This is a genomic window from Cupriavidus yeoncheonensis, from assembly GCF_905397275.1.
In the GTDB taxonomy this organism is placed as follows: domain Bacteria; phylum Pseudomonadota; class Gammaproteobacteria; order Burkholderiales; family Burkholderiaceae; genus Cupriavidus; species Cupriavidus yeoncheonensis.
Genome location: NZ_CAJPUY010000013.1, coordinates 1 through 14,702 on the forward strand (window position 1 = coordinate 1; position 14,702 = coordinate 14,702).

General features: G+C 65.5%; 13 protein-coding genes. 8 read left to right on the forward strand and 5 right to left on the reverse strand.

Features of this window, described 5'->3' with window-relative positions:
- From KHO22_RS18245 to KHO22_RS18265, 5 genes are all read left to right on the forward strand, one after another.
- Positions 1-577: citrate/2-methylcitrate synthase (locus KHO22_RS18245; protein ID WP_275950842.1), on the forward strand; the 577-nt coding region annotated here is incomplete at its 5' end.
- 219 nt (positions 578-796) lie between these two features.
- On the forward strand, positions 797-1,336 hold the full coding sequence (locus tag KHO22_RS18250) for a hypothetical protein (RefSeq protein ID WP_211948575.1): 540 nt from the start codon (positions 797-799) through the stop codon (positions 1,334-1,336).
- Positions 1,337-1,579: 243 nt separating this feature from the next.
- On the forward strand, positions 1,580-4,285 hold the full coding sequence (acnA, locus tag KHO22_RS18255) for an aconitate hydratase AcnA (protein ID WP_211948576.1): 2,706 nt from the start codon (positions 1,580-1,582) through the stop codon (positions 4,283-4,285).
- A 227-nt stretch (positions 4,286-4,512) separates the two neighbouring features.
- The gene (locus tag KHO22_RS18260; protein WP_211948577.1) at positions 4,513-4,653 is read left to right on the forward strand and encodes a hypothetical protein; all 141 of its coding nucleotides are present in this window, start codon (positions 4,513-4,515) and stop codon (positions 4,651-4,653) included.
- Between the two features lie 103 nt (positions 4,654-4,756).
- A complete protein-coding gene (locus tag KHO22_RS18265) occupies positions 4,757-5,959 on the forward strand; it encodes a DUF2863 family protein (protein ID WP_211948578.1) in 1,203 nt (400 codons plus the stop codon).
- Between the two features lie 60 nt (positions 5,960-6,019).
- Here the strand turns inward: KHO22_RS18265 and trmB are convergent, their stop codons facing one another.
- Positions 6,020-6,697, reverse strand: coding sequence for a tRNA (guanine(46)-N(7))-methyltransferase TrmB (gene trmB / locus KHO22_RS18270; RefSeq protein WP_211948579.1), 678 nt, complete (start codon positions 6,695-6,697; stop codon positions 6,020-6,022).
- 220 nt (positions 6,698-6,917) lie between these two features.
- On the opposite strand from trmB, the gene KHO22_RS18275 reads away from it, so the two are divergent.
- On the forward strand, positions 6,918-8,444 hold the full coding sequence (locus KHO22_RS18275) for an ABC transporter substrate-binding protein (protein WP_230426929.1): 1,527 nt from the start codon (positions 6,918-6,920) through the stop codon (positions 8,442-8,444).
- 52 nt (positions 8,445-8,496) lie between these two features.
- Here KHO22_RS18275 and KHO22_RS18280 read toward each other — a convergent pair whose 3' ends face one another.
- From KHO22_RS18280 to KHO22_RS18290, 3 genes are all read right to left on the reverse strand, one after another.
- Positions 8,497-9,369, reverse strand: a complete 873-nt coding sequence (locus KHO22_RS18280) for a class I SAM-dependent methyltransferase (protein ID WP_211948581.1) — start codon at positions 9,367-9,369, stop codon at positions 8,497-8,499.
- 75 nt (positions 9,370-9,444) lie between these two features.
- Positions 9,445-10,587 carry a PLP-dependent cysteine synthase family protein gene (locus KHO22_RS18285; RefSeq protein ID WP_211948582.1) on the reverse strand — a complete coding sequence of 381 codons (1,143 nt, stop codon included), beginning with the start codon at positions 10,585-10,587 and terminating at the stop codon, positions 9,445-9,447.
- Between the two features lie 126 nt (positions 10,588-10,713).
- Positions 10,714-11,223 carry a lipocalin-like domain-containing protein gene (locus KHO22_RS18290; protein WP_211948583.1) on the reverse strand — a complete coding sequence of 170 codons (510 nt, stop codon included), beginning with the start codon at positions 11,221-11,223 and terminating at the stop codon, positions 10,714-10,716.
- A gap of 211 nt (positions 11,224-11,434) precedes the next feature.
- Here KHO22_RS18290 and KHO22_RS18295 point away from each other — a divergent pair, with 211 nt between their 5' ends.
- Positions 11,435-11,803 (forward strand): ArsR/SmtB family transcription factor, encoded by a 369-nt coding sequence (locus KHO22_RS18295; protein WP_211948584.1) that lies wholly within the window; start codon positions 11,435-11,437, stop codon positions 11,801-11,803.
- A complete protein-coding gene (locus KHO22_RS18300; protein WP_211948585.1) occupies positions 11,800-12,882 on the forward strand; it encodes an SRPBCC domain-containing protein in 1,083 nt (360 codons plus the stop codon). The genes KHO22_RS18295 and KHO22_RS18300 overlap by 4 nt, the downstream gene beginning before the upstream one ends.
- 135 nt (positions 12,883-13,017) lie before the next feature.
- Here KHO22_RS18300 and KHO22_RS18305 read toward each other — a convergent pair whose 3' ends face one another.
- Positions 13,018-14,496, reverse strand: coding sequence for a patatin-like phospholipase family protein (locus KHO22_RS18305; protein ID WP_211948586.1), 1,479 nt, complete (start codon positions 14,494-14,496; stop codon positions 13,018-13,020).
- Positions 14,497-14,702 lie beyond the last annotated feature (206 nt).

Here is a 14,702-nt window from a genome sequence, read left to right on the forward strand (position 1 = left end):
GGAGCACGAGTTCAACGCCAGCACCTTTGCTGGCCGCGTGATCGCCGGCACGGGCTCGGACATGTACTCGGCCATCTGCGGCGCGATCGGCGCGCTGCGCGGCCCCAAGCACGGCGGCGCCAATGAAGTGGCCTTCGAGATCCAGAAGCGCTACGACAGCCCCGACGAAGCGCAGGTCGACATCACCCGCCGCGTCGAGAACAAGGAAGTCGTGATCGGCTTCGGCCACCCGGTGTACACCATTGCCGACCCGCGCAACCAGGTGATCAAGGAAACCGCGCGCCAGTTGTCGAAGGATGCCGGCTCGATGAAGATGTTCGACATCGCCGAGCGCCTGGAGACGGTGATGCGGGACATCAAGAAGATGTTCCCGAACCTGGACTGGTTCAGCGCCGTGAGCTATCACATGATGGGCGTGCCGACCGCGATGTTCACGCCGCTGTTCGTGATCGCGCGCACCTCGGGCTGGGCCGCGCATATCATCGAGCAGCGCATCGACAACAAGATCATCCGCCCGAGCGCCAACTACACTGGCCCTGAGAACCTGAAATTCGTGCCGATCGGCAAGCGGAAGTAAGGCGCAGAAGTAAGGCACAGAAGCAAAGCACGGAAGCAAAGCGCATGTGAGGCTCGCGTCCGCCACATTCCCGCGACTTTGGCCTGATTGTGTAACGAAAGGGCAGGCTGCTTGCCCTGTTTCGCAAATCGTAGAGAATAGCGGCGGAATCTGCCCGAGCCCCGGACCCCTCCGGGGCGTGCCAGACCATAAAGACACAAACTCTGAAAGGTTATTCCTATGAAAAAGCTCATTCTCGCAGCATGCATCGGCGCATTCACCCTCGGCACCGCCGGCACCGTGATGGCCCAGGAACCGGCCCACAAGACCACCACGAAGAAGGCGCCCGCCAAGAAGAGCAGCAAGGCAGCCCCGGCCGCCGCGGCCGCCGTGACGCCGACTGGTGAAAAATGGCAGTGTGAGCTCGGCAACGTCCTCTACATCTCGGGCAACATGCTGCGCGATGAAGTCCTGTCCGTGCACTGGCAAGGCCGCGACTACAAGCTGCCGCGCCAGACCACGGTCACCGGTGCCGACCGCTACTACGACGCGCGCTCCGGCCTGGACCTGGTCGTGATCCCAAGCAAGGCCATGCTGTTCAACCATAACCTCGGCCAGCGCCTGGCCGACGAGTGCCAGAACGCCGAGATGCAAGCCGGCGGTGCCGCCCCGACGCAGGCCGGCGGCCTGCGCGCGCCGGTGACCGCGCCGCTGCTGGCCACGCCGCCGCAGCAACCGCAGTCCGACGCAACCCAGCAGTCGGCTGCACCGAAGCAGTAAGTCCGGTGGCTCCCGGGCCCTGCCCGCCTCGGGCCGGGCCCGGTTTGCCATGCCGGCGGGGGATGGTTGCCGGCATGGCAGTCATTGCGCGAACGCGGTGTTCGCCAGCCACGCGCTGGCGGGCGGCGTGCGCGGCGGTTAGAGTATCAGTCGCAACCGACATCGGACCGCGGTGGTCGCCGTGACGGCGCACGCCGGGGTCAGGTCCGAGCCACCGCAACATTCCTCGACTGGAGTATGGCAATGCCCCACAACCTCAACAAGACGCTAAAAGAATTCAAGATCGGCTCTTCAGGCAAGGGCCAGTTCTATTCCCTGCCCCAGCTGGGCGAGGCGCTGGACGTGGCGATCGACCGCCTGCCGGTGTCGATCCGTGTCGTGCTCGAGTCCGTGCTGCGCAACTGCGACGGCAAGAAGGTGACCGAGGAACATGTCCGCCAGTTGGCCAACTGGAAGCCGAACGCGGACCGCGTCGACGAGATTCCGTTTGTGGTAGCCCGCGTCGTCCTGCAGGACTTCACCGGCGTGCCGCTGCTGGCCGACCTGGCCGCCATGCGCAACGTGGCCGAGAAGATGGGCAGGAATCCCAAGAAGATCGAGCCGCTGGTGCCGGTGGACCTGGTGGTCGACCACTCGGTGCAGGTCGACCATTTCCGCGAGAAGAAGGCGCTGGACCTGAACATGCAACTGGAATTCCAGCGCAACAACGAGCGCTACCAGTTCATGAAATGGGGCATGCAGGCCTTCGACACCTTTGGCGTGGTGCAGCCGGGCTTCGGCATCGTGCACCAGGTCAATCTTGAATACCTGGCACGCGGCGTCCACAAGAAGGACGGCGTGTATTACCCCGACACCCTGGTCGGCACCGACAGCCACACCACCATGATCAACGGCATCGGCGTGGTGGGCTGGGGCGTGGGCGGCATCGAGGCGGAAGCCGGCATGCTCGGCCAGCCCGTGTACTTCCTGACGCCGGACGTCGTAGGCGTGGAATTGACCGGCCGCCTGCGCGAAGGCGTGACCGCGACCGACCTGGTGCTGACCATCACCGAGATGCTGCGCAAGGAAAAGGTGGTGGGCAAGTTCGTCGAATTCTTTGGCGAAGGCACGGCCAGCCTGGCGCTGCCCGACCGCGCCACCATCGGCAACATGGCGCCCGAGTATGGCGCCACCATGGGCTTCTTCCCCGTGGACGAGAAGACCATCGACTACTTCAAGGGCACCGGCCGCACCGAAGAAGAAATCGCGGCCTTCGAGGGCTATTTCCGTGCGCAGAAGATGTTCGGCATTCCGAAGGCCGGCGAGATCGACTACAGCAAGGTGGTCAAGCTGGACCTCGGCACCGTGGCCCCGTCGCTGGCGGGCCCGAAGCGTCCGCAGGACCGCATCGAGATCGGCAATGTCAAGAGCACCTTCAGCTCGCTGTTCAGCAAGCCCGTGGCCGAGAACGGCTTCAACAAGGAGCCGGCCGACCTCGATCGCACTTACCAGACTGCCGATGGCATCGACGTCAAGAACGGCGACGTGCTGATCGCGGCCATCACCTCGTGCACCAACACCTCGAACCCCAGCGTGCTGCTGGGCGCCGGCCTGCTGGCCAAGAAGGCCGTGGAAGCGGGGCTGACGGTGGCGCCGCACATCAAGACCTCGCTGGCGCCGGGAAGCCGCGTGGTCACCGAATACCTGACGGCCGCCGGCCTGCTGCCCTACCTGGAAAAGCTGGGCTTCGGCGTGACTGCCTATGGCTGCACCACGTGCATCGGCAACGCCGGGGACCTGACGCCCGAACTGAACGAGGCCATCATCAAGAACGACCTGGTCGCGGCTGCCGTGCTGTCGGGAAACCGCAATTTCGAAGCCCGCATCCATCCGAACATCCGCGCCAATTTCCTGGCCTCGCCGCCGCTGGTGGTGGCCTATGCCATTGCCGGCAACGTCACGCGCGACCTGATGACCGAGCCGGTCGGCAAGGGCAAGGGCGGCAAGGACATCTGGCTGGGCGACATCTGGCCGAGCTCGGAGGAAATCCACGCGCTGATGAAATTCGCGATGGATGCCAAGACGTTCACGGGCAACTACGAGCAGGTCAAGAAGCCCAGCAAGCTGTGGGGCGCGATCAAGGGCACCAAGGGCCAGGTCTACGACTGGCCCAAGTCGACGTATATCGCCGAACCGCCCTTCTTCGACGACTTCACCATGGAGCCGTCCGGCGTCAGCGCCAGCGTGCGCGGCGCCCGGGCACTGGGCGTCTTCGGCGATTCCGTGACGACCGACCACATCTCCCCGGCCGGCTCTATCAAGGACACCTCTCCCGCCGGCAAGTACCTGCTGTCGCACGGCGTGCTGAAGGCGGACTTCAACAGCTACGGCTCGCGCCGAGGCAACCATGAGGTGATGATGCGCGGCACCTTCGCCAACGTGCGCATCAAGAACCTGATGATCCCGCCCAAGGCCGACGGTTCGCGCGTGGAAGGCGGCCTGACCCTGCACCAGCCGACCGGCGACGAAATGTCGATCTACGATGCCGCCATGAAGTACATCGCCGAGGGCACGCCCACGGTGGTGTTCGGTGGCGAGGAATATGGCACCGGCTCGTCGCGCGACTGGGCGGCCAAGGGTACGCAGCTGCTTGGCGTGAAGGCGGTGATCGCCCGCAGCTTCGAGCGCATCCACCGCTCCAACCTGGTCGGCATGGGCGTGCTGCCGCTGCAGTTCAAGGGCAGCGACAGCGCCCAGACGCTGGGTATCACGGGCAACGAGACCTTTGACATCGAAGGCATCGAGGGCGATCTCAAGCCGCAGCAGGACGTGGTGCTCGTGATCAGGCGCGCGAACGGCGACGAGCAACGCGTGCCGGTGCTGCTGCGCATCGACACGCCGATCGAAGTCGACTACTACAACCACGGCGGCATCCTGCCGTTCGTACTGCGCCAGTTGCTCGCCGCCTGACCGGCTCCGCGTACTGACGCCGCCCGCGCTGCCCGGCCCTGTGCCGGTCAGCGCGGGCGGTTTTCATTGGGCCGGGGCGCCCCGTCCGTCACTTTCCGGCATGCCCGCGTGTAAGTTCCACGCAAGCCAGCGCTGCCACACTGTGCCTCACAAGAACGGCGTTCAACGCCCGGAGGACAGCCAGCCATCCGGCCACGGTCCTCCAGCCCATGATTCCAGGAGACACCATGGTCAAGATCATCATCGCGTTCGTCGTCATCGCCGGCGCCGCCTTCTACCTGCTCAGCAAGGGCGGCGGCGATGTGTCGATGGGCGGTGAGCAGCACGGCACCGAAACCCACGCACCGGCTCCCGCCGAGCAAAAGTAAGCCTGCCGGCAAGAACATGACGCCTGTCCGAGCGGACTGGCGTCCTTCCTGTCGACGCAGCGAGTAGAATACCGTTTTACGCAAAAACGGACGGTTTCTCTATATGGCAGGTTTTCGCCCCAAGGCTTCCCCACGTCTTTCGCCCGATGCCGAGCGACTGGTGGCCGACGCGCTCGCCCTCGATGCGTCGGGCAGCCGCATGGAGGACGCGTACTGGGAACGGCGGCTCTCGCAACGCCTGGGCCGGCTGCTGAAGAACGGCAGCCAGACCGCGCTCGACGCGGCGCTCGAACACCTGTTCAAGCACAACGCTGACGCCTCCGACGTGCTGGCCGAGCAGGCCGAGACGCTGGCCGAATCGGCCACGGTGGAAGTCGACGGCGTGCGCTATGACGCCCTGCTGGTGGCCGCTCCCATCCTGGCGCATACCCGCTATGCCATCCCGTCCGGTTCGCTGAAGCCCGACCTGGCGCAGACCCTGGCCGTGCACCTGCAGGCACATGTGCTGGCCTCTAGCACCAAGGTAGCGCTGTCGCCGTACCTGTACAGCATCGACCAGCTGCCGCGCACCCACAGCGACACCTTTGCCCTCACCCACAAGCTGGCAGCCGCCGCGCTGAGCGGCACCGTGCCCAAGGTGGACCTGCGCGACCTGCCCGAAACCGCACCGATCCTGGCCGATCCGCGCTACCTGCTGGCCGTGGTGGTCGCGCCGCATGAGCAGGGACTATTCCGCTGGCAGGAAGATGCCAAGGAACACCACGCCGAGCGCTCGACCTGCCTCGAACAGTGGCGCAGCCAGGTGCAGGCCACCGTGGCCCTGCTGCTGCCGGGCTGCGAGTTCGAGCTGCTGCTGCCGGATGCCTTCTTCCTGTCCTGCCGCGAATCCGACAAGAGCATCCGTCCGCTGACCGTGCGCGCGGCCGTGAATTACCTGAGCGGCACGCTGGACGTTCCCGCCGGCCAGCTCGCGGCGGTGGTGGCGGCCTTCGGCGAGGAAGTGGTGGAAGAGTACCGTGTCGGCTTCACCATGCGCGGCGAGAAGGATGTGATCTACGGCATCGTCTGGCCGGTCTATGGCCGCGAAGCCGGCGAAGTGGATGCCGACGAAAAGGGCAACCCGCTCGAGCAGATCTGCGAAGAGCTGCGCAATGCCGGTGTCGAGGACATCTTCCGCCACGCCGCGCTGTTCGATCCGGAATACTGCGAAGACTGCGGCACGCCACTTTATGCGGACCGCAACGGCGAGATCGTCCACGCCGAGCTGCCCGAAGACGCGCCGACGCAGCAACCGCTGTTCCACTGAAGCAGGGAATTCGCCTCCGCCAACGCAACGGCCCGCACTGCGGGCCGTTGTGCTATGTGGCTAGCGCCGCGTCACGCAGCGCCAGAGGCCATGGCCCGATGCCGCGTACTTGCGCTCGAATGGCGTCATCGCGGTTTCGGGCTGCCACGCCTCGGTCGCGGACGGACGGCCGAGCATGCCCAGCGCCGTCGCAAACTCGTCGATATAGACCTTCCAGTTGCTGCGGCACTCCAGATAGTCGCCACAGGCCGCCAGCGCGGGAAACACGGCATGCCCCTGCCAGCGTCGTCCGAGGTGCCCGATCTTCGGCCAGGGATTCGGATAGAGCACGTAATGCCGCGCCACCGGCACGTGGTCATCCTGCAGCAGGCGCCACACGTCGACGAGGTCGGCGCGCGCCCAGCAAAAGTTGCCCGGCACAGGCGCATCGCCCCACCAGTCCTTGCCGGCGCCCAGGCGCTTCTCCGACTGGTCCACGCCGATCACGAAATGATCTGGATAGGCCGTGGCAAGCCGGAGCGTGCTTTCGCCCACGCCGCAGCCGGCGTCGAGGATCAGCGGTACGTCGCCGGCCTGCCGCCAGCGCGCCAGCGCCTGGTCCAGCGCCCGCCGGCTCACATCGCCGATCGGCTTGCGAAACGGCTCGGCAAGATGGCGCGCCACGCGCGCCGCGAGGTGTTCGTGTACGTCGGACTGGGCCGAGACAATGGTGGGGGAATTGGCAAACATGGCCGCCATTTTACCGGCGCCAGCCACCCGCGCCTGACCGGAAAGCCTGCATGGATGTCGTTTTGCCGGCACAATGCGGGCAAAATGCCTGACAACCCGCCCATGGCCGCGCGCCCTCCTCGCCCGCGGTCGCCCGGGCCAGCATGAGGAGCCTAGCGCCATGCATTTCCGCCGCCCTTCCACCACTTCCCGCGCCATCCGCACCGTGCTGCTGTGCGGCACCGTCTTCATGCTCCCGGCCGCCGGCAGCGCGCGCGCCGAAGACCTGCGCATCGGCCTGGCGGCCGATGTCACGTCCATGGACCCGCAGTGGAACAACGCCGGCCCGAACAACGCCATCGCGTTGCATATCTTCGAGTCGCTGGTGTTCATGGACAAGAACGCGCGCTATATCCCGGGGCTCGCGCTGTCCTGGAAGCCGCTCAACCCGACCACCTGGGAAATCAAGCTGCGCCCGAACGTGAAGTGGCACGACGGCTCGCCGTTCACGAGCGCGGATGTGAAGGCTTCGCTCGAGCGGCCCGAGAAGCTGGTCAACAGCCCGGGGTCGTTCACGAGCTACACCAAGCCGATCGCGCGCATCGACACGCCCGACGCCCTCACGGTGCGCCTGACCATGAACGCGCCGAACTACGCCAACCTGGCCAATGACCTGAACAGCGTGCCGATCATGCCGAAGAAGGTGGCCGCCACGCTCACGCAGGCCGACTTCGATTCAGGCAAGGCCATGATCGGCACCGGCCCGTTCAGGTTCGTGCGCTTCGCGCGCGGCCAGGAGATCGTGATGGCGCGCAACCCCGACTACTGGGGCGCCAGGCCGGAATGGGACCGCGCGATCTTCCGCATCATCACCGATAACGGCGCCCGCTCCGCCGCCCTGCTGGCGGGCGACGTGGATGTGATCGAAAGCGTGCCGGCGGCCGATGTGGCCAAGCTCAAGCAGAACCCGAAGTTCCGCATCGAGCAGACCGTGTCATGGCGCACGATCTTCTGGCAGATGGACCAGTCGCGCGACAACCCGCCGTACGTCACCGACAAAGCGGGCAAGCCGCTGGGCAAGAACCCGTTCAAGGATGCGCGCGTGCGCGCCGCCATCTCCAGGGCGATCAACCGCGACGCCATCGTCAGCCGCATCATGGAAGGCCTGGCGGTGCCGGCATCGTCACTGGTGTCGCCGCAGATCTTCGGGCACCCGGGAACCAGGCCCGAGGCCTACGACCCCGAAGGCGCGAAGAAGCTGCTGGCGGCCGCCGGTTATCCGAACGGCTTCGGGCTGACGCTGCACGCGACCAACAACCGCTACCTGAACGATGCCGCCGTGGCGCAGGCCACCGCCAGCATGCTGACGCGTGTGGGGATCCAGACGAAGGTGGAAACCCTGCCGGTGGCCGCGTATTTCACGCGCGCGCGCCAGGGCGATTTCTCGTTCGAGATGCTGGGCTGGGGCTCCGCCGCCGCCGACGTGGCGCTGCGCTCGATCACGGGCACGCCCAACCCGCAGACGGGCTACGGCACCTGGAACTGGGGCAAGTACAGCAACCCCCAGCTGGACAAGCTGATCGAAACGTCGCTTACCACGGTAAGCAGCGACAAGGCACGCGAGGACAATGCAAAGGCCGCCGCGAAGTTCGCGCTGGACGACCATGCGATCATTCCGTCGCACAGCCAGCTTGCGATGTGGGCGATGAAGAAGGGCCTGAAGTACGAAGCACGCACCGACGAGTGGTCGCTCGCGCAGTTCTTCCACAAGGAGTGACGGCCCCCCGCTGATGCCCCCGAACCTGGTTCCGGGGCGTCAGGTCACTGCATCAGATCACCAGCTTCGCTTCCTGCCGCGCATTGGCCGCGCGCAGCTTGTTCACCCAGTCGCGCGCCGGCAGCCCGGTCGCCTGCTCCACCACATCGGCACGCGCTTCCAGCGTTTCCCACGACACGTCGATGGGCGGCCCGTTGAAGGCCAGCGCGATGACGTTGCCGTCGTGGACTTCGGGGAACACCAGCACGCGGTTGTCGAACGCATCGCAGATGCGCTCGATATTCTTCGGGAAGCTGTCGTGGTCGCCGAACAGGTTGATGGTCATCACGCCCGGCGACTTCAGGGTACGGCGGCAGGCGCGGTAGAAGGCGGTGGTGTCGAGCACCGGGCCGCGCGCCGTGGCGTCGTACAGGTCCACCTGCAACGCGTCAACCGACTCCGTGCTGGTGGCGTCCATCACATAGTCCCAGGCATCCTGCTCGCGCACGCTGAGGCGCGCATCGTCCTCACGCAGGCCGAACATGCTGCGCCCGGCAATGATCACCGCCGGATTCAGCTCCACCGCGGTCACGCGGGCCCGCGCGAAATGCCGGTGGCTGAACTTGGTCAGCGCCGCCGCGCCCAGCCCGAGCTGCGCCACGTGGAAGTCCGGCGCGGACGGCGACAGGAACAGCAGCCAGGCCATCATCTGCTGGGCGTATTCGAGTTCGATGGCATCGGGCTTGCGCAGGCGCATCGCGCCCTGTACCCACTCGGTGCCGAAGTGCAGGTAACGCACACCATCCATTTCGGAGAAGGTGACCGGGGCAAAGCGCGGCGTCATGCGCTTTTCGTCCTGGCCCGGGCGTTCGCCACGGGTACGGATGCCGCGCGCGGGGCGGCGCGAGGCAACGGCCTCGATCGATTTGCGTTTCAGTAGGGTCATGTCTTGCTTGTTCGGACAGGCCAGTAGCCATCAACCAGCGCTGGAAAGCCGCGATTGTGACAGAAACGCGCGCGGTCATTGTCCGGCGCCGCCGGGAATACCGGCACCCGCGGCCGCCAGTCCCTCGACGGCTTGCGGCGTCAGCACCGGTTCGCCTTTCACGGCGCGGCCGATCAGGACGTCCGCCGCGTCCACGTGGATGCGCTGTTCCTGGTACCAGTCGTCGTCGTAGTAGGTCGTCGCGTACCGTTCGCCGCTGTCGCACAGCAGCGTGACGATCGCGCCGGCCTGTCCGGCTGCACGCATGCGCTGCGCGAGGTACAGCACGCCGACGAAATTGGTGCCGGTCGATCCGCCCACGCGGCGCCCGAAACGCTGCGCCAGGTAGCGCATGGCGGCAAACGACAGCGCGTCAGGCACCTTGAGCATGGCGTCGATGCACGTCGGAATGAAAGACCGCTCGACGCGAGGGCGGCCGATGCCTTCGATGCGCGAGCCCGTATCGAGCGTCAGCGCCGGATCGGGCTGGCCCGCCAGACAGCCACGGAAGTGATCGAAGAACACGGAGTTCTCCGGATCGGCGCACAGGATGCGCGTCTGGTGCCGCCGGTAGGCCACGTAGCGCCCCAGCGTGGCCAAGGTGCCACCCGTGCCGCCGCTGGCAACGATCCACGCCGGCACCGGATTCGACTCCTGCGCCATCTGCTTGAAGATGGACTCGGCGATATTGTTGTTGGCCCGCCAGTCCGTCGCGCGCTCGGCGTAGGTGAACTGGTCCATGAAATGGCCGCCCGATTCGCGCGCGATGCGGTGCGACTCGGTGTAGATCTCCGACGGGTTGTCGACGAGGTGGCAGCGCCCGCCGTAGAACTCGATGGCCTCCACCTTCGCACGCGAGGTGCCGGCCGGGATCACCGCCACGAACGGCAGCCCCAGCAAGCGCGCGAAATAGGCCTCAGAGATCGCGGTCGAGCCGCTGGACGCCTCCACGACCGTGCTGTCCGCATGCAGCCATCCGTTGCACAACGCATACAGGAACAGCGACCGCGCGAGCCGGTGCTTGAGGCTGCCGGTCGGATGGCTGGATTCGTCCTTGAAGTAGAAGCGGAGGTCCGGATAGCCGGGCAGGTCCAGAGGAATCAGGTGGGTATCGGAAGACCGGTTGAAATCGGCCTCGATACGATGGATCGCTTCGTGGGTCCATTCTGAATTCGGCATGGCACTTCCCCGGCAATACTGCGAGTGACAGGACCGGGCCGCTGGGGCGCCGGGGCAGTGGGGCGTGCCGTCATCGTACAGGAAGTGCCGTCTCGTCCCACGATCGCGGTGCCGCGGTGACTCTTTTCATCTGGCTCGCTTTAACACAATCTCGCCCGAGCCGCCGCCGGAAGCCGCAGGAGTCGTCCACCTCAGTTCCTCTCCCGAGAGGACAAAGGGCCTGCGCTGCTCGACGCCATTCCAGTTCGGGAAGGTACTGGACTCGATACGAAAGGTGATGATCTTATCGGCTTCGTTGACGACGTACGTACCAAAGTGGGCGATCGAACCTTGCACGACGGCGCGATATTCCTCCGCACTGCCCTTCATCCGGTCATTGGAGGCGTACTTGGGCAGGTCGCCGCGCGCGTTCACCAGCGCATAGTGGCCGTGGCCGTCAAAGATCACGAGACCGTGGGGATTGGGTCCGTACATCGGCGTGCGGCTGCCGTCAGCCTGGACAGTGTCAACCGAGACATAGGTCCATGCGCCGGTCAGTTGCTGGTCGATTGATGACTGCGCTGACGCTGCGCCCGATTGCAGCATCAGCCCCAGGAACACCAATCGCATGACGGTTGCGCTATGGATGGTTTTCATGGATCGCCTCGTGTATGCGCTGCCTTGCTCGCCCTCTGGCTGCAGGCGGTCAGGCATCGGGTTCGCCCAGCCATCCCGGCGGGCCGTTACCAGCACGCCGATCCTTAACGTACGCCCCCTGCCGGCTTCGCTCTGTTCGCTTCCCGACAGATGCACTGAGCCAGATGTAACAGCCCTTGATCTTCATTTAACCAATGCGTTAAATGACTTCATGCCGAACACCAGCGACCCCCTCTCCACCATCTTTGCTGCCCTGGCCGACCCGACGCGCCGCGCGATTCTTGCGCGGTTGTCCGAGGGCGACGCCCCGGTCAGCGAACTGGCGCGCCCGTTCGATATCTCCGGCCCGGCCATCTCCCGGCATCTGCGTGTGCTGGCCGACGCGGGACTGATCGAGCGGGAAATCAACGCACGCTGGCGTATCTGCCATCTGCGCCCTGGCGCAATGCGCGATGCGCACGGCTGGCTGGAGACCTATCGCCGGCTTTGGGAAGGCAATCTCGACAGGCTGGTGGCCTTTGTCGAGCAAACGCAAAGCGAGACCGCTGTCACCCATCGAAAAAAGGGGATCAAGTCATGACTGAAGCTGCAACGTTTCACCTGGAGATGACCCGCCAGATCCGCGCGCCGCGCGAGCGGGTGTTTGATGCATTCACCGACCAGGCCGCCCTGGCCGCCTGGCATTGCCCGCGGGGCATGCAGGTGCGGGAAGCCAGCGCCGATGCGCGCGTGGGCGGCCGCTATCGGCTGGTGATGGGGGCGAAGGACGGCGAACAGCACATCGTCGGCGGTGAGTATCAGGCGATGGATCGCGCCAACTTCCTGGCCTACACATGGCAATGGGAAGGCAGCGAACTACCCGCCGGCGTGCGCACGCTGATCGAGATCACGCTGACCGACAAGGATGGCGGCACGCACCTGCACATGCGCCACAGCGGTTTCCCCGACGCGGCCACGCGCGATTCGCACCATGCCGGCTGGCAATCGGTCTTCAACAACCTGAGCGACTTTGTGGATGCCGAAGGCAGCGCCGGCACGCTGACCGTCTACGGCGATGCGCGCAGCACCTACGTTCGCACGGTGCGCCTGGCGCTCGCAGAGAAAGGCGTGCGCTACACCTTCAAGCCGGTTGCGCCGCATCACGACGAACTGCTGGCCCACAACCCGTTCGGCCGCATTCCGGCATTCACCGACGGTCCGATCGACTTCTACGAGACGCGCGCCATCCTCAGCTATATCAACGAGGTCTTCGGCGGCCCGAACCTGATTCCGCAAACCGGCCCCGCGGCCCGCGCGCGCTGCGAGCAGTGGATCAGCCTGATCAACTGCCACGGCTACGATGCGATGGTGCGCCGCTACGTGCTGCATTACGTGTTTCCAAAGGGACCGGACGGCAAGCCCGATCGCGCCACCATCGAGGCAGCCCTGCCCGAGATCGAGCGGCAGCTCGATGCGCTGGAGCAGGCCTACGGCGGGCGCGATTTCCTGGTCGGAAATGCGTTGTCGATGGCCGACCTGTTCTTCGCGCCGATCGTCGAATACCTGGGGCGGTTCCCGGAAAGCGCGGCGATGCTGGAGACGCGGCCGAACATCCGGCGTGGCCACGCAGTCATGCGCGCGCGGCCGAGCTATGCGGCCACGCAGCCGGATTTCGGCTGATCGGTGAACCGATGCGCCGCTGGAACGCTAGCGCCGTTCCCCTGCCCTGGCAGGCAGCCATGCCTGCAATGCCTGCCAGGCGTGCAGCTTAGCTTCCAGATTCGTTTCAGATGAGCAAATAGCACGCCAGGCACTTCAGCGTCCGGCCGGCGCCGAGTCTGCCGCCCCTGCCTGCCCCGGCGCAGATACGATCCTCGCATCGACGTCACGCAGCAGCCGCTGGAACTCGGGCGATGCCATGATGATCTTCCCCGCCGCGGCACGCAGGCGGTCAACGGCCTCGTCCGGCAAGGAAAACGAGGTGGGCAGCTGGTTCAGGTAGTCCCGCTCCGCCGTGTCGGTCAATTGGGCAAACGACACGTCGATGGCATAGATCGTCGCGTCCGGCGTGCGTATTGCGCTGGCCACCGCGGCATCCTTGTTCGCAGCCATCGCCCGGGATTCCCGCACCCGCCGCATGGCTTGCCAGCGCGCCTGGGTGTCCTTCAGCAATTCAGTCGCCTCGTAGGAATAGTGGTCGATCGGAACGCCCGAGGCTTTGAGCAGTATCTGCACCGAGCCCGGCGGGGACTCCGACTTGTCCCAGTCCGTCTTGGGTGTGGACAGCGAGTTGACGACAAACACGACAAGCCTGCGCAATCTGTCGAGCGGCGAAGGCAACCCGACCAGATGCAGCGATTCCATGATCTCCAGCGTATCCAGCACGCTGCGCATGCCGAGGTTGTCTGAAACACCACCATCCACGATGTGGATGTACGGCCGGTTGACGCTGTCCCCGAACTCCCCCTCTTCCCTCAGATGGCGGGTCGCACGCGCGGCGGGCCTGGGCGGGTCGCCGGTGCCGATAAACGGCTTGATCCAGTCAGGCGGCGCATAGCCGCAATTGCCGCCGTAGTTGTTGAGCGTGACGGGCGTGAGCACCACCGGCACCGCCGATGAAGCGGCCGCGGCACGGGAAAGCCGCATCGAACTCAGGTCCGAGCAGAGCACATCGAAAATGTTCTGCGTAAAGGGAAGCCGGGCACCTGTAGTGATATCGGTGGCCGAGGCGACGATGAACGGTCCGTTGCCGCGATTGAGGTCGCCAAATGTTGCACCGTGGAACAGGATCTCGTCGTATAGATCGGCCGCCAGCTCGGATCGGCCCCAGCCGGTCGACCACAGCGATGGCCAGTAAGTTGGCGTGAACACACGGGCCGTGATCTCGCCCTGCACATTGCGCTTGAGGAAGTTCCGCTCATAGTCGTCAAAGAGCTTCTCACCGTAGAGTCCGTAGGCCAGCGCCGTGAAGCTTCCGCCCGATACACCGGTGATAACGCCGACATGGTCCAGCAGGCGCGACCGCTTGCCTTTCGGCCCGACCACCTCGGTATTGCGCAAGAATTCCAGGACCCCGTAGGAAAACGCGGCTGCGCGCGTGCCCCCGCCCGAAAAGGCCAGGACCACCAGATTTTCGTTGTCCACCGAGTACTGCGGCCTCGCGACAAATCGATAGCCGGCGTTCGGCTCGACCTGGGTGATCGGTGCATTGACCGGCCGGCTGGCGCACCCGCCGAGCAGGAGCAGGAGCAATAGCGCGAGCACCATCGATGCTGACTTCGGCAGTCTGGCCATTGCCCCTCCACAGAGATCCCCGACTCGCCCTGGCTGTCGGGGAATCGGCTACTACCTAGGATAGTCAGGAAAACCGCCCGGAATCGCCCCGGCCCGCAGCAAACCGTGTCAACAGTGCAACCGACGAGGTGAACCGCCCCGGAATTCGTGGAGGCTACTTCGCTTGCGTCAGGCCGACATGACCTGCTGCTCAAGTTGGTGATAGT